Origin of the sequence: Massilia terrae, from assembly GCF_024753145.1 — a bacterium.
In the GTDB taxonomy this organism is placed as follows: domain Bacteria; phylum Pseudomonadota; class Gammaproteobacteria; order Burkholderiales; family Burkholderiaceae_D; genus Telluria; species Telluria terrae.
Map to the genome: position 1 here is coordinate 325,220 of NZ_JANUGU010000005.1, position 25,270 is coordinate 350,489.

General features: G+C 65.7%; 26 protein-coding genes. 9 read left to right on the top strand and 17 right to left on the bottom strand.

Going from position 1 to position 25,270, the window contains the following annotated elements:
- Positions 1-67: 67 nt before the first annotated feature.
- The 10 genes from ruvB to tyrS all read right to left on the bottom strand — a co-directional run bounded on the left by ruvB (position 68) and on the right by tyrS (position 8,707).
- Positions 68-1,129, bottom strand: a complete 1,062-nt coding sequence (gene ruvB, locus NX778_RS16580) for a Holliday junction branch migration DNA helicase RuvB (RefSeq protein ID WP_258812876.1) — start codon at positions 1,127-1,129, stop codon at positions 68-70.
- A gap of 3 nt (positions 1,130-1,132) precedes the next feature.
- The gene (ruvA, locus tag NX778_RS16585; protein ID WP_258812877.1) at positions 1,133-1,711 is read right to left on the bottom strand and encodes a Holliday junction branch migration protein RuvA; all 579 of its coding nucleotides are present in this window, start codon (positions 1,709-1,711) and stop codon (positions 1,133-1,135) included.
- 16 nt (positions 1,712-1,727) lie between these two features.
- The gene (ruvC, locus tag NX778_RS16590) at positions 1,728-2,264 is read right to left on the bottom strand and encodes a crossover junction endodeoxyribonuclease RuvC (RefSeq protein WP_258812878.1); all 537 of its coding nucleotides are present in this window, start codon (positions 2,262-2,264) and stop codon (positions 1,728-1,730) included.
- A gap of 195 nt (positions 2,265-2,459) precedes the next feature.
- On the bottom strand, positions 2,460-4,046 hold the full coding sequence (purH, locus tag NX778_RS16595) for a bifunctional phosphoribosylaminoimidazolecarboxamide formyltransferase/IMP cyclohydrolase (protein ID WP_258812879.1): 1,587 nt from the start codon (positions 4,044-4,046) through the stop codon (positions 2,460-2,462).
- 89 nt (positions 4,047-4,135) lie between these two features.
- A complete protein-coding gene (locus NX778_RS16600) occupies positions 4,136-4,369 on the bottom strand; it encodes a helix-turn-helix domain-containing protein (protein WP_258812880.1) in 234 nt (77 codons plus the stop codon).
- An 84-nt stretch (positions 4,370-4,453) separates the two neighbouring features.
- Positions 4,454-5,479 carry a tRNA dihydrouridine synthase DusB gene (gene dusB / locus NX778_RS16605; protein WP_258812881.1) on the bottom strand — a complete coding sequence of 342 codons (1,026 nt, stop codon included), beginning with the start codon at positions 5,477-5,479 and terminating at the stop codon, positions 4,454-4,456.
- A gap of 115 nt (positions 5,480-5,594) precedes the next feature.
- Complete coding sequence (locus NX778_RS16610) at positions 5,595-6,251, bottom strand: histidine phosphatase family protein (protein ID WP_258812882.1); 657 nt, start codon at positions 6,249-6,251, stop codon at positions 5,595-5,597.
- A 34-nt stretch (positions 6,252-6,285) separates the two neighbouring features.
- Positions 6,286-6,951 (bottom strand): YbhB/YbcL family Raf kinase inhibitor-like protein, encoded by a 666-nt coding sequence (locus NX778_RS16615; RefSeq protein ID WP_258812883.1) that lies wholly within the window; start codon positions 6,949-6,951, stop codon positions 6,286-6,288.
- A gap of 50 nt (positions 6,952-7,001) precedes the next feature.
- Complete coding sequence (gene dtd, locus NX778_RS16620; RefSeq protein ID WP_258812884.1) at positions 7,002-7,460, bottom strand: D-aminoacyl-tRNA deacylase; 459 nt, start codon at positions 7,458-7,460, stop codon at positions 7,002-7,004.
- Entirely contained in the window at positions 7,457-8,707 is a 1,251-nt protein-coding gene (gene tyrS / locus NX778_RS16625) for a tyrosine--tRNA ligase (protein ID WP_258812885.1), read from the bottom strand. Before tyrS ends, dtd begins: the two co-directional genes overlap by 4 nt.
- Positions 8,708-8,865: 158 nt before the next feature.
- Here tyrS and NX778_RS16630 point away from each other — a divergent pair, with 158 nt between their 5' ends.
- Both NX778_RS16630 and NX778_RS16635 read left to right on the top strand, forming a co-directional pair.
- On the top strand, positions 8,866-10,212 hold the full coding sequence (locus NX778_RS16630) for a M23 family metallopeptidase (protein WP_258812886.1): 1,347 nt from the start codon (positions 8,866-8,868) through the stop codon (positions 10,210-10,212).
- Positions 10,213-10,321: 109 nt separating this feature from the next.
- Positions 10,322-11,422 (top strand): anhydro-N-acetylmuramic acid kinase, encoded by a 1,101-nt coding sequence (locus tag NX778_RS16635; protein WP_258812909.1) that lies wholly within the window; start codon positions 10,322-10,324, stop codon positions 11,420-11,422.
- A gap of 65 nt (positions 11,423-11,487) precedes the next feature.
- Here NX778_RS16635 and erpA read toward each other — a convergent pair whose 3' ends face one another.
- From erpA to rplM, 5 genes are all read right to left on the bottom strand, one after another.
- On the bottom strand, positions 11,488-11,853 hold the full coding sequence (gene erpA / locus NX778_RS16640; RefSeq protein ID WP_258812887.1) for an iron-sulfur cluster insertion protein ErpA: 366 nt from the start codon (positions 11,851-11,853) through the stop codon (positions 11,488-11,490).
- Positions 11,854-11,906: 53 nt separating this feature from the next.
- Complete coding sequence (locus NX778_RS16645) at positions 11,907-12,308, bottom strand: bactofilin family protein (RefSeq protein ID WP_258812888.1); 402 nt, start codon at positions 12,306-12,308, stop codon at positions 11,907-11,909.
- 151 nt (positions 12,309-12,459) lie between these two features.
- Positions 12,460-13,497 carry an N-acetyl-gamma-glutamyl-phosphate reductase gene (gene argC / locus NX778_RS16650; RefSeq protein ID WP_258812889.1) on the bottom strand — a complete coding sequence of 346 codons (1,038 nt, stop codon included), beginning with the start codon at positions 13,495-13,497 and terminating at the stop codon, positions 12,460-12,462.
- 151 nt (positions 13,498-13,648) lie between these two features.
- Positions 13,649-14,041, bottom strand: a complete 393-nt coding sequence (gene rpsI / locus NX778_RS16655; protein ID WP_028102305.1) for a 30S ribosomal protein S9 — start codon at positions 14,039-14,041, stop codon at positions 13,649-13,651.
- A 9-nt stretch (positions 14,042-14,050) separates the two neighbouring features.
- A complete protein-coding gene (rplM, locus tag NX778_RS16660; protein ID WP_258812890.1) occupies positions 14,051-14,479 on the bottom strand; it encodes a 50S ribosomal protein L13 in 429 nt (142 codons plus the stop codon).
- Positions 14,480-14,771: 292 nt separating this feature from the next.
- On the opposite strand from rplM, the gene NX778_RS16665 reads away from it, so the two are divergent.
- From NX778_RS16665 to NX778_RS16680, 4 genes are read left to right on the top strand one after another with little or no spacing between them, the layout of a single operon-like run.
- On the top strand, positions 14,772-16,190 hold the full coding sequence (locus NX778_RS16665) for an alpha/beta fold hydrolase (protein WP_258812891.1): 1,419 nt from the start codon (positions 14,772-14,774) through the stop codon (positions 16,188-16,190).
- A gap of 12 nt (positions 16,191-16,202) precedes the next feature.
- Positions 16,203-16,937 carry an ABC transporter ATP-binding protein gene (locus NX778_RS16670; RefSeq protein ID WP_258812892.1) on the top strand — a complete coding sequence of 245 codons (735 nt, stop codon included), beginning with the start codon at positions 16,203-16,205 and terminating at the stop codon, positions 16,935-16,937.
- On the top strand, positions 16,934-18,118 hold the full coding sequence (locus NX778_RS16675) for an ABC transporter permease (protein WP_258812893.1): 1,185 nt from the start codon (positions 16,934-16,936) through the stop codon (positions 18,116-18,118). The genes NX778_RS16670 and NX778_RS16675 overlap by 4 nt, the downstream gene beginning before the upstream one ends.
- A 39-nt stretch (positions 18,119-18,157) precedes the next feature.
- Entirely contained in the window at positions 18,158-18,580 is a 423-nt protein-coding gene (locus NX778_RS16680) for an OsmC family protein (protein WP_258812894.1), read from the top strand.
- Between the two features lie 61 nt (positions 18,581-18,641).
- On the opposite strand, the gene coq7 is transcribed toward NX778_RS16680, so the two are convergent.
- Positions 18,642-19,286 (bottom strand): 2-polyprenyl-3-methyl-6-methoxy-1,4-benzoquinone monooxygenase, encoded by a 645-nt coding sequence (gene coq7 / locus NX778_RS16685; RefSeq protein WP_258812895.1) that lies wholly within the window; start codon positions 19,284-19,286, stop codon positions 18,642-18,644.
- A gap of 33 nt (positions 19,287-19,319) precedes the next feature.
- A complete protein-coding gene (locus NX778_RS16690) occupies positions 19,320-19,799 on the bottom strand; it encodes a hypothetical protein (RefSeq protein ID WP_258812896.1) in 480 nt (159 codons plus the stop codon).
- Between the two features lie 100 nt (positions 19,800-19,899).
- On the opposite strand from NX778_RS16690, the gene petA reads away from it, so the two are divergent.
- The 3 genes from petA (at position 19,900) to NX778_RS16705 (ending at position 25,174) form a co-directional block, all read left to right on the top strand.
- The gene (petA, locus tag NX778_RS16695; RefSeq protein ID WP_370661343.1) at positions 19,900-20,532 is read left to right on the top strand and encodes a ubiquinol-cytochrome c reductase iron-sulfur subunit; all 633 of its coding nucleotides are present in this window, start codon (positions 19,900-19,902) and stop codon (positions 20,530-20,532) included.
- 160 nt (positions 20,533-20,692) lie between these two features.
- Positions 20,693-21,586: an ABC transporter ATP-binding protein gene (locus tag NX778_RS16700; RefSeq protein ID WP_258812898.1), complete on the top strand. Its 894-nt coding sequence runs from the start codon at positions 20,693-20,695 to the stop codon at positions 21,584-21,586.
- A gap of 3 nt (positions 21,587-21,589) precedes the next feature.
- Complete coding sequence (locus NX778_RS16705) at positions 21,590-25,174, top strand: ABC transporter permease/M1 family aminopeptidase (RefSeq protein ID WP_258812899.1); 3,585 nt, start codon at positions 21,590-21,592, stop codon at positions 25,172-25,174.
- Positions 25,175-25,270 lie beyond the last annotated feature (96 nt).

Here is a 25,270-nt window from a genome sequence, read left to right on the forward strand (position 1 = left end):
AGGGCGCCGGTGCCCCCTTGTACCGAATCTCCGCGCCGCGGTCAACCCGTCAGCGCCGCGAGGGGGCTCAGGGCAGGCTGTCCCATAGGTCCCCGGTGGGGCTGATGCGCGGCGCGGCGACGCCGAAATGCTGGTAGGCGGCCGGGGTGGCCACCCGTCCGCGCGGAGTACGCTGCAGGTAGCCCTGCTGGATCAGGTAGGGTTCGAGCACGTCTTCGATGGTGTCGGCCGCCTCGCCGATCGCCGCCGCCAGGTTGCCGATGCCGACCGGGCCGCCGCCGAACTTGAACAGCACCGCTTCGAGCAGCTTGCGGTCCATGACGTCGAAGCCGACCGTGTCCACGTCCAGCATGCGCAGCGCGGCGTCGGCCATCGGGCGCGTGATCTCGCCGTTGCCCTTCACTTCGGCGTAGTCGCGCACCCGGCGCAACAGGCGGTTGGCGATACGCGGCGTGCCGCGCGCGCGCTTGGCCACTTCGCGCGCGCCGTCCTCGTCGATCGGCGCTTCCAGCAGCGCGGCGCTGCGGGTGACGATCTTGGTGAGCTCGTCGACGTTGTAGAACTCCAGCCGCGCCACGATGCCGAAGCGGTCGCGCAGCGGATTGGTCAGCATGCCGGCGCGCGTGGTCGCGCCCACCAGCGTGAACGGTTGCAGGTCGAGCTTGACCGAACGCGCGGCCGGGCCCTCGCCGATCATGATGTCGATCTGGTAGTCCTCCAGCGCCGGATACAGGATCTCCTCGACCACCGGCGACAGGCGGTGGATCTCGTCGATGAACAGCACGTCGTTCGGTTCGAGATTGGTGAGGATGGCGGCGAGGTCGCCCGGACGCTCCAGCACCGGGCCGGAAGTCTGGCGCAGGTTCACGCCCATCTCGCGCGCGATGATGTGGGCCAGCGTGGTCTTGCCCAGGCCCGGTGGCCCGAACAGCAGCGTGTGGTCGAGCGCCTCGCGCCGCTTGCGGGCGGCGTGGATGAAGATTTCGAGCTGGTCGCGGATCTTCTGCTGGCCGACATATTCGTCGAGCTGCTTGGGCCGCAGCGCGCGTTCGATCGCCTCCTCGTTGGGCGAGGCGGGCGCGGCGTCGATGACGCGCTGCTCGGTGAAGTTGTCGGTCTGGATGCTCATTGATCAGGATTTGGACAGCGCCTTGAGCGCGAACTTGATGCCGTCGGATACGCTGGAGCCCGCCGGCAGGTTCTTGATCGCGGCCAGCGCCTCCTTGTCAGAATACCCCAAAGCGAGCAGCGCATTGAGCACGTCCGATTGCGCCTCGTCACGCGCGCCGCCGGCCACCGCGCCGATGTCCGCGCCGAGCTTGCCCTTGAGTTCGAGCAGCAGGCGTTCGGCGGTCTTCTTGCCGATTCCGGGCACCTTGATCAGGCGGCCCGATTCCTGCAGCGTCACGGCCTGGGCCAGGTCGGCCACCGTCATGCCGGACAGGATCGCCAGTGCGGTGCGCGCGCCGATGCCGGAAATCTTGATCAGCTGCCGGAACAGGGCGCGCTCGCTGGCGCTGCCGAAGCCGAACAGCAGGTGCGCATCCTCGCGCACGGTGAGGTGGGTGAACAGCACCACTTTCTCGCCGGTGTGCGGCAGGTTGTAGAAGGTGCTCATCGGCACGTCGACTTCATAGCCGACGCCGTTGCAATCCACCAGCAATTGCGGCGGATTCTTTTCCAACAGGATTCCGGACAGGCGACCGATCATGGGTGCTTCCTTTGCGTTAAACGAGACGGCCGCGTTTCATGCGCAGGCCGTCCATGCCGGGCGCCATCGCGCCGATCAGGGCCAGCGCGTCGTGGCTGTTGGCGTGACAGATCGCGACGCCGAGCGCATCGGCGGCATCCGTGCCGGGCAGGCCGGGCAGCTGGAGCAGGCGCGAGACCATGTCCTGCACCTGCGGCTTGGCCGCCTTGCCGGTGCCGACCACGGATTGCTTGATCTGGGTGGGCGAGTATTCGGCGACGTCGAGGTCGGCGCTGACCAAGGCAGAGATCGCGGCGCCGCGCGCCTGGCCCAGCAGCAGGGTCGAGTGCGGATTGACGTTGACGAACACCTTCTCGATGGCGGCGCAGTGGGGCTGGTAAGTGGAAACAATTTCGGCGACGCCGGCCAGGATCACCTTCAGCCGCGGCGGCAATGCGCCTTCCTGGCCGGTCTTGATGGTGCCGGAGGCGATGTAGCGCAGCTTCGCGCCCTGCTTTTCGATGACGCCGAAGCCGGTGGTGCGCAGGCCCGGGTCAATGCCGAGAATAATCATGTGCGCATGTTATACCGGCAAGCAAGTTTCGTGGGGAAATACTGTGCAAAAACACAGGTTTTTTGCACGCTAGCCTTAAACACGTCGTCCCCGCGGAGGCGGGGACCCATAGACAGCATCCGTAGTCCGAGGCGCGGAACTGAATGCTCAGCATGGGTCCCCGCCTCCGCGGGGACGACGTAGTAGAGCTAAGGATTAATGACGGAAGTGACGGGTGCCGGTGTACAGCATCACCACCCCACGCTCATCCGCCGCATCGATCACCTCCTGGTCGCGCATCGAGCCACCCGGCTGGATCACGCAGGTCGCGCCCGCGTCCACCACCACGTCGAGGCCGTCGCGGAACGGGAAGAAGGCGTCCGACGCCACCGCCGAACCGGCCAGCGACAGGCCCGCGTTCTGCGCCTTGATCGACGCGATGCGCGCCGAGTCCACGCGGCTCATCTGGCCCGCGCCCACGCCCAGGGTCATGCCGTTACCGCAGAACACGATCGCGTTCGACTTGACGAACTTGGCCACGCGCCAGGCAAACATCAGGTCCTGCATCTGTTGCGGGCTCGGCTGCAGCTTGGTGACGACGCGCAGCTCGCCCATGCCGACGTTCTTCACGTCCGGCGACTGCACCAGCAGGCCGCCGCCGACGCGCTTCAGGTCGAATGCGTTGTGGCCATTGCCCAGCGGGATTTGCAGCACGCGCACGTTCTGCTTGGCCGCCATGATCTGCAGCGCTTCGGCGGTGAACGACGGCGCGATCAGCACTTCGACGAACAGCTTGGCGACCGCCTCGGCCGCGCGGCCGTCCACTTCGACGTTGAAGGCGATGATGCCGCCGAAAGCCGAGGTCGTGTCGGTCTTCAGCGCACGCGAGTAGGCGTCCAGCGCATCGGCGCCGATCGCCACGCCGCAGGGGTTGGCGTGCTTGATGATGACGCAGCCGGCCGGCTGCTCGAAGCCACCCAGCGACTTGACGCATTCCCACGCCGCATCCGCGTCGGCGATGTTGTTGTACGAGAGTTCCTTGCCCTGCAGCTGCTTGTAGTTGGCCAGCGCGCCTGCGGCCGGCACCAGGTCGCGGTAGAACGCCGCGCTCTGGTGCGGGTTCTCGCCGTAGCGCATGTCCTGCACCTTCTCGAAGGCCATGTTGAAGGTCTGCGGGTAGGCCGCGCGGGTCGCGTGCGCCTTGTCCGGGCCGAGGCTGGTCAGGTAGTTGGTGATGGCCGAATCGTATTGCGCCGTGTGCGCGAACACTTTCTTGGCCAGCATGAATTTGGTGTCATAGCTGACGTCGCCGGCCACCGCGCCGGTGCCTTTCATCTCGGCCAGCACCAGGCCGTAGTCGGCCGGATCGCACACCACCACGACGTCGCGGTGGTTCTTGGCGGCCGAGCGCAGCATGGTCGGGCCGCCGATGTCGATGTTCTCGATCGCATCTTCCAGCGAGCACTGTTCCTTGGCGACGGTCTGCTGGAAGGGGTAGAGGTTGACGACCACCATGTCGATGGTCGGCATGGCGTGCTCGGACAGCTTGTCCATGTGCTCCGGCAGGTCGCGGCGTGCAAGGATGCCGCCGTGCACCTTCGGGTGCAGCGTCTTCACGCGGCCGTCCAGCATTTCCGGGAAACCGGTGTAGTCGGCGACCTCGGTCACCTGCACGCCGTTATCCTGCAACAGCTTGGCGGTGCCGCCGGTCGACAGGATGTTGACGCCGAGCGCGGACAGGGCGCGCGCGAAATCGAGCACGCCGGTCTTGTCGGAGACGGAAATAAGGGCTTGTTTGATCATGGGGTGTGGCCTGGGTTGTGAAAATTCTGCGATCGGGCGATGGCGCATGCCGCGGCCGCGCCCGATCGCACGGCCACGACTGCCGGCGCTTACAGGAGGCCGTGCTCCTGCAGCTTCTTGCGCAAGGTATTGCGGTTAATGCCCAGCATTTGCGCCGCGTGCGACTGGTTGCCGTCCGCGCGGTGCATCACGACTTCGAGGATCGGGCGTTCAACGGTCATGACCATCATGTCGTAGATATTGGTCGGTTTCTGCTCGCCCAGGTCGTTGAAATAGTCCTCAAGGCTTTTCTGGACGACTTCCTGAATACTTTCTTTGCTCATGTCTGCTGCTTCATCCTGGTTGATTTTTCCCTCACGCCGCTTCTTGGGCAGCGTTGTCCCCGGTTCTGCTTTTTTCTTCTGTTTTTATGCCGCCATCGCTTCGCCGTCCAATTGGGCGGGCCGGTATTGTAACCGTTCGCCATAACGGATCTGCGATTTGAAAAACCCGTCGACCGCGGCAAGCTGGTCGGCGGTCGATTCGAGCAGGTTCATACGCTGCCGGAATGCTTCCCCTCCCGGCAGATCGCGCACGTACCAGCCGATATGCTTGCGTGCGGTGCGCACGCCGACGTATTCACCATAGAAGGCGTAATGCGCTTCCAGGTGAGCGTGCATCAATGCCCGCACCTCGGCCACCAGCGGCGCCGGCAAATGGACGCCGGTGCGCAGGTAATGGTCGATTTCGCGGCAGATCCAGGGCCGGCCCTGGGCGGCGCGCCCGATCATCACGGCGTCGGCGCCCGTGACATCGAGCACGTACTTCGCTTTTTCGGGGGTGGTGATGTCGCCGTTGGCAACCACCGGAATCTTCACCGCCGCCTTCACGGCCGCGATGGTGTCGTATTCGGCATCGCCCTTGTAGCCGTCGGCGCGGGTGCGGCCGTGCAGGGTCAGCATGCGGATGCCGGCATCTTCGGCCAGGCGCGCGATGCGCAGCGCGTTCTTGTTTTCGCGGTTCCAGCCGGTGCGGAATTTCAGCGTGACCGGCACGTCGACCGCCGCCACCACCGCATCGAGAATGCGCGCGACCAGGTCTTCGTGCTGCAGCAGGGCCGATCCGCACCAGTTGTTGCAGACCTTCTTGACCGGGCAACCCATATTGATGTCGATGATCTGGGCGCCGCGATCGACATTGAATTTGGCGCAGTCCGCCAATTCCTCCGGCACCGCGCCGGCGATCTGCACGGCTTTCGGTTCCATTTCGCCGGCGTGGTCGGTGCGGCGCGCGCTCTTTTCGCTGGCCCACAGGCGCGGATTGGACGCGGCCATTTCGGACACCGCATAGCCGGCCCCGAGTTCCTTGCACAATTGGCGGAACGGGCGGTCGGTCACCCCGGCCATCGGGGCGACGAAAACGTTATTGCGGAGGATGTAGGGGCCGATTTGCACAGCAGCGGAAAACGTCGAGTCAGCGGGAACTCTCTATTTTAACCGAACCACTGCTCAATTTATTAGCACTATTTGTGAAGATTTGTGGCGGACGCGACAGTGTTGGGCCTCGGACTCAGCTCAATTCGTCGAGCACGCCCTGGCGCAAATGCTCGACCTCGCCCCAGCTGGCCAGCCCGAGCCCGCCGCTGTCGACGGTAAAACGATTGACACTGGCATTCTGGATCTTGAAGTCGCGCGGCGATTCGAGCGCCAGGCCGAGCGCGCTGCGGTAGGCGCATTCGAGCACCCCGCCGTGCGCGACCAGGGCCAGGGTCTTGCCCGGATGCGCCTTGGCCCAGCGCAGCAAGGCGCCGGTGGCGCGCTGGTGGAACTGGCGGAAGGTCTCGCCGCGGTTGACGCCCGGCGGCAGCACGGCGTCGACGTCGCGCGCCTGCCAGGCGGCGAACTGGAGCGGGAAGCGCTGCGCGATCTCGGTGTACAGCAGGCCTTCGAAACCGCCGTAGCAGCGCTCGCGCAGGGCCGGGTCGATCTGCACCGGCAGGCCGTGCGCGCGGGCGATGGCGTCGGCGGTCTGGCGCGCGCGGCTCAGGTCGCTGGCGGCGACGACATCGATGCGCTCGCCAGCCAGGGCGGCGCCCAGCAGCGCGGCCTGGCGTTCGCCTTCCGGGTTCAGCGCGATGTCGAGATGGCCCTGCAGGCGGCGCTCGGCGTTCCAGGCCGTTTCGCCGTGGCGGATCAGCAGGATGTTGGTGTTGGTAACTGCGGACATGAGGTTCCTTGACGCCCGAACCCCGGGGCGCGGATTATTTGTTGATGGTCGCGGCAACGGCCGGGTTGAGCGAATACACGCCGAAGACCTGGGCCTCATCGAGGATGTGGCCGACGATGGCGAGGCGTGCTTCCTGGCCGCTGAAGCGGCCTTCGAGCGGCAGGCGCGCGATGTCGAGCGCGTACAGGGTGAAGAAGTAGCCGTGCACCCGCTCGTCGTTCCACGGCGGACAGGGGCCATCATAACCGTAATATTCGCCGGCCATGTCCGGGTCGCTGGCGAACCAGCCGGTGTAGTCGTTCACGCCCTGGCGCAGCTCGTGCTCGGTGCCGTTCTTGATGGTGAAGGGGACCAGCGGGCCGCTCTTGCCGTGCGGCGTGACCATGTCCGAAAACATGCCTTCCGCGATGGATTTCAGGCTGACCGGGAGGTCGACCAGGGCCCAGTGGTAGAAATCGACGCGTGACAGCGAGGCCGGCACGGTGCGGCCTTCCTGGTTGACGTCGGTGCCGACGCTGGGCACGTCCGGGTCGTGGCATAGCAGCACCAGCGACTGGGTGCCGGCCGGCACTTCGTCCCAGGCGAGATGCGGGTTGCGGTTGCTGGACAGCTTGATGTGGCTGGCCGGGTCGATGACCGCAAACGCGCACTGCGGCGGGATGGCGCCGCCCTCGGCAAACGTATCGCTCCAGATTTTCATCGCTCTCTCCCCTCGCCTATGTCATTGACTACGGCGCGATACTGCAGGTTTCAACGTGATGCACCGACAGGATCAATCTGAAGCCAGAAAGTCACCGGGCCATCGTTGGTGAGCGACACTTTCATGTCCGCACCGAATCGGCCGGTTTCCACCTTGCCATGGGATGCGCGGGCGCGGCGCACGAAATAATCGAACAGGCGCGCACCGATGTCCGGGCCGGCCGCCGGCGAAAACGAAGGCCGGGTGCCGGAGCGGGTATCGGCCGCCAGCGTGAACTGCGGCACCAGCAGCAGCTGGCCTTCGATGTCGGTGATACTGCGATTCATCTTGCCGGCATCGTCGGCGAACACACGGTAACTCAGCAGTTTCGCCAGCAAAGCTTCGGCTTCGCGCTCGCTGTCGCCTTTCTCGGCGCAGACCAGCACCATCAGCCCGGCCTGGATCGCGCCGACGGTCTCGCCGTCGACCACGACGCTGGCCGAGCTGACCCGTTGCAGCAGGCCGATCATGCCGACAGGGTCACGCGGGCGAACTTGCGCTTGCCCACTTGCAGCACGAAGGTGGACGCTTCCAGCTTGAGGCCCTTGTCGCTGATGACGGCGCCATCGATGCGCACGCCGCCCTGGTCGATCATGCGGTTGGCTTCCGAGGTGGAGGCGCACAGCCCCGTTTGCTTGAGCAGCACGCCGATGCCGAGCGGGGCACCGGACACGGCCACTTCCTGCACGTCGTCCGGGATGCCCCCCTTGGCGCGGTTGACGAAGTCGGCCAGCGCGTCGTCCGCGGCCTGGGCCGAGTGGAAGCGGGTCACGATCTCCCTGGCCAGCGCGACCTTGGCGTCGCGCGGATTCATGCCGGCCTCGACGTCGGCCTTCAGTTGCGCGATGTCGCCGATCGAGCGGAATGACAGCAACTCGTAGTAACGCCACATCATCACGTCCGAAATACTCATCAACTTGCCGAACATGGTATTGCCCGGCTCGGTGATGCCGATGTAGTTGTTCTTGGACTTGGACATCTTTTCGACGCCGTCCAGGCCTTCCAGCAGCGGCATGGTCAGAATGCACTGGGGCTCTTGCCCGTAGTCCTTCTGCAATTCGCGGCCCACCAGCAGGTTGAATTTCTGGTCCGTTCCACCTAGCTCAAGGTCCGATTCCAAAGCCACTGAATCATATCCTTGCATCAGCGGATAAAGGAACTCATGAACACTGATCGGAGTCCCACTCTTGTAGCGCTTGGTGAAGTCGTCGCGCTCCATCATGCGGGCCACGGTGTAGCGCGAAGCCAGCTGGATCATGCCGCGCGCGCCCAGCGGATCGCTCCACTCCGAGTTGTAGCGGATCTCGGTCCGCTCGGGGTCGAGCACCAGCGAGGCCTGGCGGAAGTAGGTCATCGCATTGGTTTCGATCTGTTCGCGCGTCAGCGGCGGGCGCGTCACGTTGCGGCCCGACGGGTCGCCGATCATGGAGGTGAAGTCGCCGATCAGGAAAATCACCTGGTGGCCGAGGTTTTGCAGCTGGCGCAGCTTGTTCAGCACAACGGTGTGCCCAAGGTGCAGGTCCGGTGCGGTCGGGTCCAGGCCCAGCTTCACGCGCAGGGGCTTGCCGGTTTTTTCCGAACGCGCCAGCTTTTGCGCGAATTCGCTTTCGATCAGCAGTTCATCGACGCCCCGCTTGGTAATGGCGAGTGCTTCCTGCACCTTTTCACTTAATGGCAAGGTTGCTTTTTCATTAGCAGAATTCGCAGAAACGTTCATAAAAATCGTGTAGGAAAAGGACTATTTTGGTTGTAGGAGCTTGGATTTTGGTATAATGCGCGATCCCCTTAGTCTTGCCGCAGATAAAGATTAGACAACAAGAAGAACAAAAACAGCAGTGGTTCAGGGACGTCAAGCGGCAAATTTTAACTGATTGCATGAACCCTATACAGAAAATCACCGATCGACTGGCGCGCACCAGCCGCAAGACCCGCGTCGTCGCCGCTGGCGCGGGCGTGCTTGCGCTGTTTGCCCTCGGCGCCACCGCGGTCGCGCCGATCGCGCCGGATCCCGCCGACCTGCCCGTCAAGTCGGTCACCGAGCAGCTGGCCCTGCCGAACCTGCAGGCGCAGATCTCCGCGCTGCAGAACGACTCCCAGCAATTCATCCACGAAGAACGGATCCGCCGCGGCGACTCGCTCGGTTCGGTGTTCACCCGCCTCGGCATCGATGATGCGCAGGCCCAGAACTTCGTCCGCGCCGACAAGGTCGCCAAGCGCATCCTGACCCTCAAGCCGGGCAAGCGCATCCAGGCCGAGACCGACGAGAACGGCCTGCTGCTGTCGCTGCACGCCACCATCGACGGCAAGGACGCGCCGTCGATGATCACCGTGACCCGCAAGGGCGACAAGTTCGACGTGTCGGAAGGCGCGCCGCAACTGGAGCGCCGCATCGAGATGCGTTCGCGCGAAATCTCCAGCTCGCTGTACGCCGCGACCGACTCGGACGCCGACGGCGGCCGCATGCCGGACGGGGTCGTCAACCAGATCATCGAGATGTTCTCGAATAACATCGACTTCCGCTCCGACCTGAAGCGCGGCGACCATTTCTCGGTCGTCTACGAGACCTTCTGGCAGGACGGCGAGCTGGTGCGCACCGGCCGCATCCTGGCCGGCGAGTTCGTCAACCGCGGCACCACCTACCAGTCGGTCTGGTACGAAGACCCGGTCAGCCACCAGGGCGGCTACTACAGCCTGGACGGCAAATCGCTCAAGCAAGGCTTCCTCAAGTCGCCGGTCGCCTACACCCGCGTGTCGTCGGGCTTCTCGATGCGCATGCACCCGGTCTTCGGCGTGTGGAAACAGCACACCGGCATCGACCTGGCCGCGCCGATGGGCACCCCGATCCGCGCCGCCGGCGACGGCACCGTCGACTTCGTCGGCACCCAGAACGGCTACGGCAACATCGTCGTCCTCAAGCACTGGGCCAACTACAGCACCGCCTACGGCCACATGAGCCGTTTCGTCAGCGGCCTGCGCAAGGGCGAAAAAGTGCACCAGGGCGACGTCATCGGCTATGTCGGTGCGACCGGCTGGGCCACCGGCCCGCACCTGCACTACGAATTCCGCGTCGGCGGCACCGCCAAGGACCCGAACGGCATGAAGGTGGTGGCGCAAGCCCCGCTGTCGTCGTCGGAACTGTCGCGCTTCAAGATGGCGGCATCGGACATGAGCCACCGCTTCTCGCTGCTGGCTCCGGCCGGCCAGGCGATGGCGGCACGCTGATCGCAGCAGATTCGACAAAGACGCCTCCCCTGCTTCGGCACGGGAGGCGTTTTTTATTTCGACCGTTGCGGTTAAGCTAGCAAGATTCCCAGCCAATCACCTTCTCATGATGAGCAATTCTTCCTCCCTGTACATTGGCCTGATGTCCGGCACCAGCCTCGATGGCGTGGACGGCGTGCTGGCCGACTTTGGCGGCGGCGCGATCCGCACCATCGAAGCGGCCTTCGTCCCCTTCCCGCCCGCCTTGCGCGAGGAGCTGATGGCGCTGCAGGCCAAGAGCGACAATGAACTCGAACGCGAGGCGATCGCGGCCAACGGGCTGGCAGCGGCTTATGCACAGTGCATAGACGCGCTGCGGCCGGCGGCAAGCGGGCCGATCGCGGCGGCGGCGGTGCACGGCCAGACCATCCGGCACCGACCGGAACTGGGCTTCACGCGCCAGACCAACAATCCCGCCCTGGTGGCGGAACTGACGGGAATCGATGTGGTCGCGGATTTCCGCAGCCGCGACATCGCCGCCGGCGGCCAAGGCGCGCCGCTGGTGCCGGCCTTCCATCAGGCCGCCTTCGGCAAGGCCGGCGTGACGCGGGTGGTGGTCAATATCGGCGGCATCGGCAATATCAGCGTGCTGCGTGGCGACGGCAAGGTGAGCGGCTTCGACACGGGGCCGGGCAATGTGCTGATGGATTTGTGGATCGGGCGACACCTGGGCAAGGCTTACGACGCGGGCGGCGCGTGGGCGGCCAGCGGCCGGGTCAACCAGGCCCTGCTGGCGGTGCTGCTGGACGAACCTTACTTCCACCAGCCGGCGCCCAAGAGCACGGGACGCGACCTGTTCCATGCGGAATGGCTGGACGTGCGCCTGGCGCGCTGCCCGGGCGTGGCGCCGCAGGACGTGCAGGCCACGCTGACGCGGCTGACGGCCGTCACGATCGCGCGCGCCATCAAGGATGAGGGCGTGGACGTGGATGCGGTATATATCTGCGGCGGTGGCGCGTACAACGGGACGCTGCTGCGGGCGCTGGCGGAGGAGCTGGGGGGCGAGGTGCCGGTGGAATCGACGTCGGTGCTGGGGGTCGCGCCGAATCGCGTGGAGGCGCTGGCTTTCGCCTGGCTGGGTTATCGCTTCATGCGGCGGGAGCCGGGCAATATGCCGGCGGTGACGGGGGCAAAAGGCCTGCGCATCCTGGGCGCGCTATATCCCGCTTGATCCCGGCGCCACCCTGAAAACCGTCGTCCCCGCCTGCGCGGGGACGATAGTTTTATGCGGTTGGCTTAAGCCGAGAACGACGACCCGCAGCCGCAGGTCGACGATGCGTTCGGGTTCTTGATCACGAACTGGGCGCCTTCGAGGTCGTCCTTGTAGTCGATCTCGGCGCCGACCAGGTACTGGTAGCTCATCGAGTCGATCAGCAGCTGGACGCCGTTCTTGACCATGGTGGTGTCGTCTTCGTTGACGATTTCGTCAAAGGTGAAGCCATACTGGAAGCCCGAGCAGCCGCCGCCCTGCACGAAGACGCGCAGTTTCAGGTCGGGATTGCCTTCTTCCTCGATCAGCTGCGCAACCTTCTGCGCGGCGCTGTCGGTGAAGACGATGGGCATCGGGATGGTGGTGTCTTGGACGTCGGCGACTGCGGTCATGTGTTACTCCTGGTGATTTTGCGGTTGCATCCATTATAGTCGGAAGGCGCGACTCATGCTTCGGCCGCCATTTCCCCTACCGCCAGGTGAAACACCGGTTCGCCCGCCTGCTGGTGAGTTAACTTCCCAGTGACAAGAGCACCGCCGTGCATTTCGAGCAGTTTGTAATGGACATCCCCTTGTATGCGGCCTTTCGGCTGCAATTCAAGTAGCTCGGAGGAATAAACCGTACCGGCAATATAGCCATTGACCACCAAGTTGGCGCAGCGCACCTCGCCCTCGATGCGGGCATGCTCGGAAACGATCAGCACGCTGTCGGCGCCCTCGCCCGCCACCACATTCCCATGCACCTCGCCATCGATGCGCAGGCCGCCCGTGAACATCAAGTCGCCTTCGATGCGGGAGGAGATGCCAACCAGGCTGTCTATTTCGCTTTTCGCATGTCGACCGAACATATGGCACCCCGAGCAAGTAGATGGCTGAACGCAACGCCGGCTTGCAAAATCGACCAGCGGCATCGGTCAATTTACTTCGCTCAACAGCGACCGCTTTGATCTAGATCGTGTCCGGCGGCGGGATGCCGAGGCCGCCGGATGGGTCCAACGCTCAGGGCAGCAGGGCGATTTGTTGCAATCCGGTCTCTTCCGGCAGGCCGAACATCAAGTTCATGCACTGCACGGCCTGGCCGGAGGCCCCCTTGACCAGGTTGTCCTGCACCACCAGCACCACCACGGTGTCGCCGTTCTCCGGCCGGTGCAGCGCGATGCGCAGCATATTGGAGCCGCGCGTCGAGCGGGTTTCCGGCAGCGAACCGAAGGGCATCACGTCGACGAACTGCGAATCCTTGTATTGCTCTTCGAACAAGGCCTGGAGGGCGGCGTTGTCGATCTCCTTGGTCAGCTTGGCGTACAGGGTCGTGAACATGCCGCGGATCATCGGCACCAGGTGGGGCGTGAAGATCAGGCCGATTTTCTGGTCGGTGTAGCGCTGCAGCTGGGCCGAGGTTTCCGGGGTGTGGCGGTGGCCGGCCACGCCGTAGGCCTTGAAGTTGTCGCTGGATTCCGAGAACAGCGTGCCGATCTCGGCCTTGCGGCCGGCGCCGGACACGCCCGACTTGGCGTCGGCGATCAGGTGGCCGGCATCGATCACGCCCGCCTTCAGCAGCGGGTACAGGCCCAGCTGCATGGTGGTCGGGTAGCAGCCCGGGTTGGCGATCACGCGCGCGCCCTTGATCTGCTCACGGTTGAGCTCGACAAGGCCGTAGACCGCCTCTTCCAGCAGTTCCGGCGCGGTGTGGGGGATCTTGTACCACTTCTCGAAGACGGACTGGTCCTTGATGCGGAAGTCCGCGGCCAGGTCGATCACCTTGACCCCGGCCTTCAACAGTTCCGGTGCCTGCGCCATGGCCACGCCGTGCGGGGTGGCGAAGAACACCACGTCGCATTGGGTCAGGTCGGCCTTGTCGGGGGCCGAGAACGCCAGGTTCACGCGGCCGCGCAGCGAGGGGAACATGTCGGCCACCGGCAGTCCATCTTCCTTGCGCGAGGTGATGGCGGTCAGCTCCACCTGCGGATGCACGGCCAGCAGCCGCAGCAGCTCCACGCCCGTGTAACCGGTTCCGCCGACGATGCCAACTTTGATCATTGTGTGTTCCTTCGAGAATGAATGCGGCCAACTTGACCGAGTCTGCAATTTTAGCAGCGATGCAAATTGGACGTTTTGTGATGAAAAAAAAAGCCGCCGGCTTTGCAGCGGGCGGCTGATTTTGCGGCAGCGTTGAACGCTGCAACAGCGATTAACGCTTCGAGAACTGCTTGGCGCGGCGTGCTTTGCGCAGGCCGACCTTCTTACGCTCGACTTCGCGGGCGTCGCGGGTGACGAAACCGGCACGTGCCAGGTCACCCTTCAGGCCTGCATCGTAGTCGATCAGGGCGCGGGTGATGCCGTGGCGCACTGCACCTGCCTGGCCCGACTCGCCGCCGCCGTGCACGTTGACCTTGATGTCAAAACGCTCGACGTTGCCGGTCAGTTCCAGCGGTTGACGGATGACCATCAGGCCCGTTTCGCGCGAGAAGTACTCGGCGGCCGGTTTGCCATTCACGATGATCTGGCCGGTGCCGGCCTTGATGAACACACGAGCCACTGCACTCTTGCGACGGCCGGTGCCGTAGTTGTAGTTACCGATCATGTCAGCTCCTTAGATCTCGAGTGCTTTGGGTTGCTGGGCGCTGTGCGGGTGCGTGCCTTCCGCATACACTTTCAGCTTCTTGAACATGGCGTAGCCGAGCGGGCCCTTGGGCAGCATGCCCTTGACAGCCTTCTCCAGCGCGCGGCCCGGAAAACGCTGTTGCATTTTCAGGAAGTTGGTTTCGTAGATACCGCCCGGGTAGCCCGAGTGACGGAAATACTTCTTGTCGTTGGCTTTGGTGCCGGTCACGCGCAGTTTGCCTGCGTTGACGACGACGATGAAGTCGCCGGTGTCGACGTGCGGAGTGAATTCCGGTTTGTGTTTGCCGCGCAGTCGGAGTGCCACTTCGCTGGCAACACGTCCGAGGACCAAGTCCGTCGCGTCAATCACGAACCAGTCGCGCTGGACTTCATGTCCTTTAGCGGAAAAAGTTTTCATGTTGACTTCCTAAAATAGGGATTAATTGCTCAAATTGCCTTGGTGGTTCCGCACCGCATGCGAGCGGACTCGACCTTATTGTCTTTTCCTGAGCAAACGGAAAGCCTACGATGATAGCCCAGTTACGGGCGCAACGTCAACCCGGCCTTGCAAGCCGTGACCAATGCCACACAGCCATTGTTCAACCCCGGTTAAATTGCACCCGGGTAACTTGTTTTACAGTGGGAAAGATAAATTGACCAGCCAGATCATGCCAAATTACTATGATCGGAATTGTCCACCAGGAGTCCTCGTGAGAAAACACCAGTTCGCGGCGGCGCTGCTCGGGATGGCGCTGTGCGGCCAGGCCGGCGCGGCGGCCACCGCCACCAGCTGCCACCTGCCCGGCGCCGAAGAAGCGCTGCGCTGCGTCACGCTCCCGGTCGCGCTCGATTATGCCAGGCCGCAGGCCGGCAGCCTCAAGCTGCACGTGACGGTCGCCCCCTCCTACCGCGAGGCGGCGCGGCCCGATCCCCTGTTCGTGCTGGCCGGCGGCCCCGGCCAGGCCGGCAGCGAGGTGATCCAGCTGCTGTCGACCGCCTTCAAGCGCGCCCGCGCCACCCGCGACATCGTGTTCATCGACCAGCGCGGCACCGGCCTGTCCGGCAAGCTCGATTGCGACGACAAGGCCACCGGCGAAGACACCCTGACCGAGACCCGGCAGGACGCCGAAATGCGCGCCTGCATCGGCAAGTCCAGGGCCTCGTTCAAGGACTACACCACCGCCAACGCCGCGCGCGACATCGAACAGGTGCGCCTGGCCCTCGGCTACCAGCAGGTCAACCTGTGGGGCGGCTCCTACGGCACGCGCCTGGCGCAGGCGTATGCGCGCGCCTACCCGCACAGCGTGCGCTCGATGGTGCTGGACGGCGTCGCCGCGCCGGACCAGGTGATTCCCGCCGGCGGCCGCGACAGCCAGGCCGCGCTCGACAAGCTGTTCGAGCAGTGCGGCGCGGACGCCGGCTGCCGCAAGGCCTACCCGAATCTGCGCGCCGAATTCATGGCGCTGGCGAAGAAGGTCGAGGGCGGGGTCAAGGTCGCGATGGCCGACCCGCGCACCGCCGCCCCGGTGACGGTGCAGATGACCAGCAGCCGCTACCTCGGCACCATCCACTCGATGCTGTATTCGCCGGCCGACGCGCGCCGCATCCCCTTCCTGGTGCACAGCGCTTATCTCGGCCGCTGGGAGCCCTTCGTCGCGCGCCGCAACCTGGCCTCCGACTACTCGACCGAGGGCGGCGCCGCCGTGCTGCTGCACCTGGCCGTGGTGTGCGCCGAGGACGTCCCGCGCATCACGCCGCAGCTGCTGGCGTCCGACGCCGCCTTCCTCACCCGGCCGACCATCGAGCGCATTCCGCCGCTGTGCCAGGTGATGAAGGTGCCGGCCGTGGCGTGGCAGGCGCCCACGCCGATCGCCGCTCCGGCGCTGCTGCTGTCCGGCGCGCTCGATCCGGTGACGCCGCCGCACCGCGCCAAGGAAGCCGCGCGCTTCATGCCGAACGCACAGCAGGTGGTGGTGGCCAACGCCGGGCACGGCGTCGCCCAGTTGGGCTGCGCGCCGCGCCTGCTGCGCAAATTCCTCGACAAGCCGCAGGACAAGCTGGACACCCGCTGCCTGTCCGAGATCCCGGCGCCCACCTTCCAGCTCGGCCCGGCCGGCCCGCAACCCTAACCAGTCCATCCCATGATCGAAGCCAAGGAAGTACGCAAGCATTTCGGCGCAGTGCAGGCACTGGGCGGCGTCAGCTTCACCGCGCGCGACGGCCACATCACCGCCCTGCTCGGCCCCAACGGCGCCGGCAAGACCACGCTGCTGCGCACCCTGGTCGGCCTGCTCAAGCCCGACCACGGCAGCATCGCGATCGACGGCGTCGACCCGCTCAAGGATCCGATGGCGGTGCGCGCCAACATCGGCTTCCTGACCGACCAGTTCGGGCTGTACGAGCGCCTGTCCACCTGCGAATACCTGAGCTATTTCGGTGAGCTGAACGGCATGCAGGGCGCGGCCCTGCGCGATCGCATCGACGAAGTGTCGCAGCTGCTGTCGATGGACGACATCCTGCACCGCCGCAGCAAGGGCTTCTCGCAGGGCCAGCGCATCAAGGTCGCACTGGCGAGGACGCTGCTGCACCGCCCGCGCAACCTGCTGCTGGACGAACCGAGCCGCGGCCTCGACGTGATGAGCACGCGCGCCCTGCGCAACGCGCTGTCGGCGCTGCGCCGCGAAGGCTGCTGCGTGATCATGGCCACCCACGTGATGCAGGAAGTGACCCACCTGTGCGACGACGTGATCGTGATCGCCAAGGGCCACACCGTGGCGCAAGGCTCGCCGCAGGAACTGTGCCGCCGCACCGGCATCGCCAACCTCGAAGACGCCTTCGTCAGCCTGGTCGGCACCGAAGAAGGGATCTCCGCATGAAGCCGAAATTCATGGTCGTGTTCTGGAAAGAGCTGCGCGAGACCCTGCGCGACAAGCGCGCGCTCGGCCTGCTGGCGATGTTCACGCTGATGTACCCGCTGATGCTGGGCTACCTGCTGCAGCAGCAGATCACCCGCGCCACCAAGCCCGAACGCGAAGGCATCAACCTGGCCGTGATCGGCGCCACGCAGGCGCCCACGCTGATGTCGCAGCTGAAGCAGAAGAACATCGAGGTGCACGAGGTGGCGCCGATGAACGAGCATGCGATCGGCGACTACCTGAAGGCGCGCAAGGCGGTGGCGGTGCTGCGGCTGTCCGACAAATTCGGCGAGAACTACCGCGAGATGCGGCCTGCCCGGGTCGAGCTGTGGTACGACTCGGCCACCGAGAGCGACGCGCGCCAGCGCGACATCGAGGAAGTGCTGACCGCCTACGGCTCCAACGTCGCCAGCGCGCGCCTGCTGGCGCACGGCGTGTCGCCGGCCGCGCTGGCGCCGATCCAGGTGCAGCGCTTCGACACCGGCAGCAGCGCCGCGCGCTCGGCGGGCCTGATCGGCAGCATCCTCGGCTTCCTGTTCTTCCCGGCCTTCATCTGCGGCCTGTCGGCGGCGGTCGACAGCACCGCCGGCGAGCGCGAACGCCGCTCGCTGGAAGTGCTGATGGCGCAGCCGGCGCGCGCCTGGGAGCTGGTGTGCGGCAAATGGCTCGCTTCCGGCTCGCTCGCGATCATGGGCATCACGCTGGAGCTGATGCTGGCGCACGCGATCCTGTCCTGGCTGCCGCTGGAGGAAATCGGCATGTCGTGGCGCCTGTCGTGGCCCGACCTGCTGCTGGTATGCCTGGTCTCGGTGCCGCTGTCGCTGTTCGCGGCGGCGATCCAGATCGCGGTGGCGATGAACGCCAGGTCCTTCAAGGAGGCGCAGAGCGTGCTCAGTTTCGTGATGCTGGCGCCGATGATCCCGGGCGTGGTGGTCGCCACGCTCGACCTCAAGACCGCCGACTGGATGTACCTGGTGCCGATGCTGTCGAACCAGACCCTGCTGCGCGAAATCGCCAAGGGCAACGCCAGCGGCATGCTGCCTTTCGCGCTCACCTTCCTGTCCTCGGCGATCCCGGCGCTGCTGGCGGTGGCCTTCGCCAGCTGGCGGATGAGGAGCGAGCGATACGTGCTGGCCGTGTAAGCCGTACAATACGGCGACAGTTCAATCGCGGAGAATGCAATGGAAGTGAAAGTCAGCTGGAACGGCCCGTCGGGCATGAGTTTTCGGGCGGAGACGGGATCCGGCCACATGGTCAGCATGGATGGCGCGCCCGAGGGCGGTGGCCACAACCTGGCGCCGCGGCCGATGGAGATGGTGCTGCTGGGGACCGGCGGCTGCACGGCCTACGACGTGGTGCTGATCCTCAAGCGCGGGCGCGAGGACGTGCGCGGCTGCGAGGTCACGCTCAAGGCCGAGCGCGCGGAGACGGATCCGAAGGTGTTCACCAAGATCCACTTCCACTTCATCGTCACCGGACGCAACCTGAAGCCGGCCACGGTGGAGCGCGCGGTGAGCCTGTCGCACGACAAATACTGCTCGGCGTCGATCATGCTGGCCAAGACGGCGGAGATGACGCACTCGTTCGAGATCGTCGAGGGTTAACGGTACTGCGCAAGAAATGGGGTTCCCGCCTGCGCGGGAACCCCATTTTGCTGGAGCAGAGTTAAATGTAATACGCCGTGGTGGTCATGACCTTGGCCATCGCCTGCATCGCCATCTTCGCCGGCAGCGGCATGTCGGAAGCGCCCAGCTCGCGCGCGGCGGCGCCGTGCTGGATCTCGTCGATGCGCATCTGGTCCACGATCGCGCGCGACTTGGCGTCCTGCGGCGGCAGCTGGTCCAGGTGGCTGTCCAGGTGGGCCTCGACCTGGCGCTCGGTCTCCACCACATAGCCCAGGCTGTGCGCATCGCCCAATTTGGCCGCGATGGTCCCCAGCGCGTACGCGCCCGCATACCAGAACGGATTGAGCAGGCTCGGTTGCGAACCCAGCTCGCCCAGGCGCTCCGCGGTCCACGCCAGGTGGTCTTCTTCCTCGCGCGCGGCCTGCTCGAACTGCTCGCGCACTTCCGGGGTCTTGGCGAAACGCGCCTGCGCATCGTACAGGGCCTGCGCGCACACCTCGCCCACATGGTTCACCCGCATCAGGCCCGCGCTGTGGCGGCGCTCGGCGTCATTCAGTTCGCAATCGGGCGAATGGACTGCGGGATTGGCGCGCGACGAGGTGGCGACGCCGCCAACCACGCGCAAGGCGCGGTCGAAGCCGGCGATCAGGTGGTCGAGGGGAGTGGTCAAACGGTTGGCGATCATGGGATGGTCAGGACAGCAAGCTCGAAAGCGCCATTATAGGCGCTCGCCGCCAGCCGGGCTGTCCGGTTCGGCCGCGCCGCCGTCCGCCTGGCTGCGCTGGATCGCCGCCTGCTGGCCCTCGATCCAGTCGTGCAGCGGCCCGCCCACGTCGAGCTTCGAGATGTTCTTGGCCACGCCCAGGTTCAGCGACAGCAGGAAGGGAATGGTATCGAGCGGGATCTCCGGGCAGCACTCGCCGAAGGCGCGCACGAAGCGTTCCGACTGCACCACCGGCAGCACGTTCACCCCGCTCATGAACTGCAGTACGCTGGTGATGCTGTGGCCACCGCCGATGGCGTGGTAGATGAAGCGGTTGTACGCGCGGTCCAGCAGCTTGAAGTCGATCGCCCCGTTGGTCATCAGGCCGGCCAGGTAGTACAGCCCGAGCGAGACCCGGAACCAGTCGGTCGCCTCCGCGCGGGTGCGGCCCAGCCTGGTTACGGCAAGCACTTTGTCCTTGATGGCAGTGTCCATGCGGGCATTATCCACCTTTCTGGACGGCAATTCAGTAAAAACGGCAAACGCCGGCGCGGACCCGTGGTCAAACCTGCATCACCTGGCCCGTGGCCGCGCGATGCACATGAGCACTCCCGAACCGATCATCCCGGCCCCGCCCGGCGAACCCGAACTGGCGCGCCGCAAGCTGCTGCTCGCTTCCACCGTCGGCCTCGGCACGGCCGGGCTGGTCCTGACCGCCGTGCCCTTCGTCGCATCGCTGGAGCCGAGCGAGCGGGCGCTGGCGGAAGCGGCCCCGGTCGCGGTCGACCTGGCCGGCATCGCGCCGGGCGCGCTCAGGACGGTGGCCTGGCGCGGCATGCCGGTGTGGGTGCTGCACCGCACGCCGGCCATGCTGGCCAGCCTCGGCCGGCACGACGCGCTCCTGCTCGACCCGCAATCGGCCGCCGACCAGCAGCCGGTGTATGCGCGCAACCGCGACCGTTCCATCGTCCCGGCCTGGTTCGTGGCGGTCGCCATCTGCACGCACCTCGGCTGCTCGCCCGTGTTCCGGCCCGACGCCGCGCCCGCCGATCTGGGCCCGGACTGGCCGGGCGGCTTCTACTGTCCCTGCCACGGCTCGCGCTACGACCTGGCCGGCCGGGTGTTCCAGAACGTCCCCGCGCCCCTCAACCTGCTGGTCCCGCCTTACGCCTTCCACGGCCCGGGCCGCCTCGTGATCGGCGAGGACGGCCCCGGCAAGCTCGCCTGAAGCGCACACCCGCCCTGCTCCCGCTTTTGCGCATTCTGGTCCTCCAATCGCGCCGTGCATCGCACGGGGCGCCCCATCCGCTCTACGTTTTATTACAATGCAACCGTCATACATTCCGTCAACACTTGCTGACGGGAAATATCTCGCATCAGGAGAGTTCATGGAATTACGCATCCGCAACCTGTCCAAGACCTACGCCAACGGCGTCGTGGCCCTGGACAAAGTCAGCCTGCGCATCCCGCCCGGGATGTTCGGCTTGCTGGGCCCGAACGGCGCCGGCAAGTCGACGCTGATGCGGATCCTGGCGACCTTGCAGGAATGCGATTCCGGCTCCGTGTTCCTCGACGATATCGATGTCCTCGACGAACGCGACGAGGTGCGCCAGCTGCTCGGCTACCTGCCGCAGGACTTCGGCGTCTACCCGAAAGTGACGGCCTACGAGCTGCTCGACCATTTCGCCCAGTTGAAAGGCCTGTCCAACAAGGCGCGCCGGCGCGAAATCGTGGACGGCCTGCTGCAGCAGACCAACCTGTTCGAAGTGCGGCACCAGCGCATGGGCGGCTTCTCGGGCGGCATGCGCCAGCGTTTCGGCATCGCCCAGGCGCTGCTGGGCGACCCGCAGCTGATCATCGTCGACGAACCCACCGCCGGCCTCGACCCGCAGGAGCGGGTGCGCTTCCACAACCTGCTGTCGGACATCGGGCAGGACAAGACCGTGATCCTGTCGACCCACATCGTGTCCGACGTGGCCGACCTGTGCGCCAACATGGCCATCATCAACCGCGGCGAAGTGCTGCTGTGCGGCGAGCCGCAAAAGCTCATCTACGACATCGAGGATTCGATCTGGGCGCGCTTCGTCACCAAGCAGGAGCTGCCGCTGCTGCAGCGCCAGCACGCCGTGATCTCGACCCGCCTGCTGATGGGGCGCACGCTGGTGCACGTGTACAGCGAGCGCGATCCCGGCGCCGGCTTCGAACCGACCGCCGCCAGCCTCGAAGACGTCTACTTCGCCACCATCGCCGGCCACTACCGCCCGCAGGAAGAGGACGCGTAAAGCATGCGTGCCTTGTTTGCCATTGCGCTGTTCGAAGCACGGCAACGCCTGAAGCTGCTCTCGACCTGGGTCTACTTCCTGATCTTCCTGGCGCTGGCCATGCTGTGGATGGCGGCCGCGGGCGGCGCCTTCAAGGACCTGACGGTGTCGTTCGGCGGCCGCCTGCTGATCAACTCCCCGCGCTCGATCGCGCTGACCGCGGCCTTCCTCGGCAGCCTGGGCGTGATCGTGGTGGCGGCGATGATGGGCCGCGCGGTGCAGCAGGACTTCGAATACGAGATGCACCACTTCTTCTTCAGCGCGCCGATCGGCAAGTACGCCTACGTGTTCGGCCGCTTCCTCGGCGCCTTCGCGGTGCTGGCGGTGATCTTCTCGGGCATCGTGATCGGCGCCTGCATCGGCAGCTACCTGCCCGGCATCGAGGCCGACCGCGTCGGCCCGGCGCTGGCCGGCGCCTACCTGTCGCCCTACTTCCTGACGCTGCTGCCCAACCTGTTCATCTTCGGCTCGATCTTCTTCGTGGTGGCCGCGCTGACGCGCCGCATGATGGCGGTGTACGCCGCCAGCATCGTGATGCTGGTCGGGTACATCGTCGCGCCCTCGCTGGCGCGCGACCTCGACTACAAGACCCTGGCCGCCCTGATCGACCCGTTCGGCACCACCGCCCTGATCCGCCTCACGGAATACTGGCCGGTCGCGGCCCGCAACGGCAGTGCGGTGCCGTTCGAGGGCGTGTACCTGATCAACCGCCTGCTGTGGACGGGCTTCGGCTGCGTGGTGCTGCTGCTCGGCTACTGGCGCCTGGCGCTGGTGACCGGCGTCGACGCCGGCGGTTCGCCCAAGAGCGCGCACACTGCGGACGCCGTCCCCGCGCTCACGCAGGCCGCGGTCGATACCCGCGAGCGGCCCGCCTTCACGCGCGCCGGCCGCGCCAAGCTGCTGCTGCTCGCCACCTGGTTCAGCGTGCGCGAATCGGTCAAGAGCGTGTACTTCGGCGTGATCGCGCTGGCCGGCGTGCTCGCGCTGGTCACCGGCTCGCTGAACATGGACGCGGTCTACGGCACCAACACCTACCCGGTGACCTACGAGGTGCTGGACCTGATCCGCAACGTGTATTCGCTGTTCATGCTGGTGGTGACCACCTTCTACGCCGGTGAGCTGATCTGGCGCGAACGCGAGGCGCGCATGGCGCAGATGATGGACGCGTTGCCGGTGCCGAGCTGGGTGCCGCTGCTGGGCAAGACCTTTGGCCTGATCTTGCTGCAGGCCCTGATGCTGGCGATCGCCATGCTGGCCGGGATGGGCATCCAGCTCGCCAAGGGCTATTTCGCGCTGGAGCCGGGCCTGTACCTGCACGTGGTGTTCGGCGTGATGTGGCCGCTGTGGGCGCTGGTGGCGGTGCTGGCGATCGTGGCCCAGGTCATCATCGACAACAAATTCCTCGCCTACTTCGTGCTGGTGCTGTACTACCTGGCCGAGATCACCTTCGGCTCGCTCGGCCTGGACCACCCGATGATCCTGTACGGCCACACGCCGGACGCGGTCTACTCCTCCATGAACGGCTTCGGCCACTTCATGGCGCGCGAACGCGCGTTCGAGCTGTACTGGCTGGGCGCGGCGATCATGCTGCTGGCGCTGGCGCAGGCGATCTGGCCGCGCGGCGCGAACAGCGATTTTTCCAGCCGCCTGCAAAGCGCGCGCCACAACCTGACGCTGGGCGTGCTGGCCAGCTTCTGCGGCGGCCTGCTGCTGTTCGCCGGCATGGGCGGCCTGCTGTACTACAACCTGCACATTGCCGGCGACTACAAGACCACCTGGCGCCAGGAACAGGACCGCGCGCAGTACGAGCTGCGCTACAAGCGCTTCGCGCGCCTGCCGCAGCCGCGCGTGGCCGCCACCGACCTGCAGGTCGACATCATGCCCGACACCCGCAGCCTGCTGGTCAAGGGCCATTACCAGCTGGAGAACCGGAGCGGCGCGCCGCTGTCCGACCTGGTGCTCTACCAGGACCCCAGCGCTGCCTTCACGCCGGAATTCTCGCAGGCCGCGCGGCTGGTGATGGCCGACCGCACCCTCGGCTTCTACCGCTACCAGCTGGCGCAGCCGCTGGCGCCGGGGCAGCGCCTGGCGCTGTCGTTCACGCTGGCCTGGGAACCGGGCGGCGTGCTCGGGCTGGGCAAGGATACGCCGGTGGTCAACAACGGCACCTTCTTCACCAACGAGGTCCTGCCGCACGTGGGCTACCGCAAGGAAGTCGAACTCACCGACGACCGCGACCGCAAGCGCCACGGCCTGCTGCCGCGCGCGCGCATGGCCGCGCGCGACGACCCGGCCGCGCAGGACGTCAACCAGATCGGGCCGGACGCCGACTGGATCAGCTTCGACGCGGTGGTGAGCACCAGCGCCGACCAGGTGGCGATTGCGCCGGGCAGCCTGGAACAGGAATGGATCGCCAACGGCCGCCGCTACTTCCACTACCGGATGAGCAAGCCGATACTGAACTTCTACGCCTTCCAGTCGGGCCGCTACGAGGTGCGCCACGACCGCTGGGGCGACGTCGCGATGGACGTGTATTACCATCCGGGCCACGACTTCAACGTCGAGCGCATGCTGCGCGGCGCCAAGGCCACGCTCGAATACGGCACCAAATACTACTCCCCCTACCAGTACCACGAACTGCGCATCGTCGAATTCCCGCGCTACCAGCGCTATGCGCAGTCCTTCCCCGGCACGATCCCGTTCTCGGAGAGCATGGGCTTCATCGCCAAGGTGGACGACAGCTCGCGCAAGGACCTCGACTACCCGTTCTACGTGAGCGCGCACGAAGTGGCGCACCAGTGGTGGGGCCACCAGCTGGTCGGCTCGGACACGCGCGGCGGCACGGTGCTGTCGGAATCGCTGTCCGAATACACCGCGCTGATGGTGATGAAGCACGCCTACGGCAACGACAGGATGCGGCGCTTCCTGCGCTACGACCTCGACATGTACCTGATGGGGCGCGCGCACGAGAACCGCAAGGAGCTGCCGCTGGCGCAGAACGAAGACCAGGACTACATCCACTACCACAAGGGCAGCCTGGCCATGTACCTGCTGCAGGACCTGGTGGGCGAGGACAAGGTGAACGCGGTGCTGCGCGAGCTGCTGGCGAAGTATGCCTGGAAGTCGCGCCCCTACCCGAACGCGTCAAACCTGGTGGACGGGCTGCGCGCGATCACGCCGCCGGACAAGGCCTACCTGATCGACGACCTGTTCGAGTCGATCGTCCTGTACGAGAACCGTGCCGACAGCGCGGTGGCGCGGCGGCGGGCGGATGGCAAGTACGAAGTGGTGCTGCACGCGTCCGCGGGCAAGGTGCACGGGGGCGACCTCGGCGACGAGAAGCCGGTGCCGCTCAAGGACTACGTCGAATTCGGGGTGGACGGTGCGGACGGCAAGCCGCTGCTGCGCGAACGAAGGCTGGTGGGCAGCGGCGCGCAGACGGTCACCATGGTCGTGAACAAGCTGCCGGTGCGGGCTGGTATCGACCCGGACAACAAGCTTATCGATCGCAAGCCGAACGACAATATGGTGAACGTGGAGCTGCGCTGACTTATTCGCCGTCGTCCCCGCGCAGGCGGGGACCCATAGGCCATCCGCGTCGCCCCATGACGATCGACGCCGCAGGCGGAGCTACCTCAGCATGGA

What these genes read in the sequence shown, in the direction of transcription:
- ruvB (WP_258812876.1), bottom strand. Translation starts at nt 1,129, where the DNA reads ATGAGCATCCAGACCGACAACTTCACCGAGCAGCGCGTCATCGACGCC.
- ruvA (WP_258812877.1), bottom strand. Translation starts at nt 1,711, where the DNA reads ATGATCGGTCGCCTGTCCGGAATCCTGTTGGAAAAGAATCCGCCGCAA.
- ruvC (WP_258812878.1), bottom strand. Translation starts at nt 2,264, where the DNA reads ATGATTATTCTCGGCATTGACCCGGGCCTGCGCACCACCGGCTTCGGC.
- purH (WP_258812879.1), bottom strand. Translation starts at nt 4,046, where the DNA reads ATGATCAAACAAGCCCTTATTTCCGTCTCCGACAAGACCGGCGTGCTC.
- NX778_RS16600 (WP_258812880.1), bottom strand. Translation starts at nt 4,369, where the DNA reads ATGAGCAAAGAAAGTATTCAGGAAGTCGTCCAGAAAAGCCTTGAGGAC.
- NX778_RS16610 (WP_258812882.1), bottom strand. Translation starts at nt 6,251, where the DNA reads ATGTCCGCAGTTACCAACACCAACATCCTGCTGATCCGCCACGGCGAA.
- NX778_RS16615 (WP_258812883.1), bottom strand. Translation starts at nt 6,951, where the DNA reads ATGAAAATCTGGAGCGATACGTTTGCCGAGGGCGGCGCCATCCCGCCG.
- dtd (WP_258812884.1), bottom strand. Translation starts at nt 7,460, where the DNA reads ATGATCGGCCTGCTGCAACGGGTCAGCTCGGCCAGCGTCGTGGTCGAC.
- tyrS (WP_258812885.1), bottom strand. Translation starts at nt 8,707, where the DNA reads ATGAACGTTTCTGCGAATTCTGCTAATGAAAAAGCAACCTTGCCATTA.
- NX778_RS16630 (WP_258812886.1), top strand. Translation starts at nt 8,866, where the DNA reads ATGAACCCTATACAGAAAATCACCGATCGACTGGCGCGCACCAGCCGC.
- NX778_RS16635 (WP_258812909.1), top strand. Translation starts at nt 10,322, where the DNA reads ATGAGCAATTCTTCCTCCCTGTACATTGGCCTGATGTCCGGCACCAGC.
- erpA (WP_258812887.1), bottom strand. Translation starts at nt 11,853, where the DNA reads ATGACCGCAGTCGCCGACGTCCAAGACACCACCATCCCGATGCCCATC.
- NX778_RS16645 (WP_258812888.1), bottom strand. Translation starts at nt 12,308, where the DNA reads ATGTTCGGTCGACATGCGAAAAGCGAAATAGACAGCCTGGTTGGCATC.
- argC (WP_258812889.1), bottom strand. Translation starts at nt 13,497, where the DNA reads ATGATCAAAGTTGGCATCGTCGGCGGAACCGGTTACACGGGCGTGGAG.
- rpsI (WP_028102305.1), bottom strand. Translation starts at nt 14,041, where the DNA reads ATGATCGGTAACTACAACTACGGCACCGGCCGTCGCAAGAGTGCAGTG.
- rplM (WP_258812890.1), bottom strand. Translation starts at nt 14,479, where the DNA reads ATGAAAACTTTTTCCGCTAAAGGACATGAAGTCCAGCGCGACTGGTTC.
- NX778_RS16670 (WP_258812892.1), top strand. Translation starts at nt 16,203, where the DNA reads ATGATCGAAGCCAAGGAAGTACGCAAGCATTTCGGCGCAGTGCAGGCA.
- NX778_RS16675 (WP_258812893.1), top strand. Translation starts at nt 16,934, where the DNA reads ATGAAGCCGAAATTCATGGTCGTGTTCTGGAAAGAGCTGCGCGAGACC.
- NX778_RS16680 (WP_258812894.1), top strand. Translation starts at nt 18,158, where the DNA reads ATGGAAGTGAAAGTCAGCTGGAACGGCCCGTCGGGCATGAGTTTTCGG.
- coq7 (WP_258812895.1), bottom strand. Translation starts at nt 19,286, where the DNA reads ATGATCGCCAACCGTTTGACCACTCCCCTCGACCACCTGATCGCCGGC.
- NX778_RS16690 (WP_258812896.1), bottom strand. Translation starts at nt 19,799, where the DNA reads ATGGACACTGCCATCAAGGACAAAGTGCTTGCCGTAACCAGGCTGGGC.
- petA (WP_370661343.1), top strand. Translation starts at nt 19,900, where the DNA reads ATGCACATGAGCACTCCCGAACCGATCATCCCGGCCCCGCCCGGCGAA.
- NX778_RS16700 (WP_258812898.1), top strand. Translation starts at nt 20,693, where the DNA reads ATGGAATTACGCATCCGCAACCTGTCCAAGACCTACGCCAACGGCGTC.
- NX778_RS16705 (WP_258812899.1), top strand. Translation starts at nt 21,590, where the DNA reads ATGCGTGCCTTGTTTGCCATTGCGCTGTTCGAAGCACGGCAACGCCTG.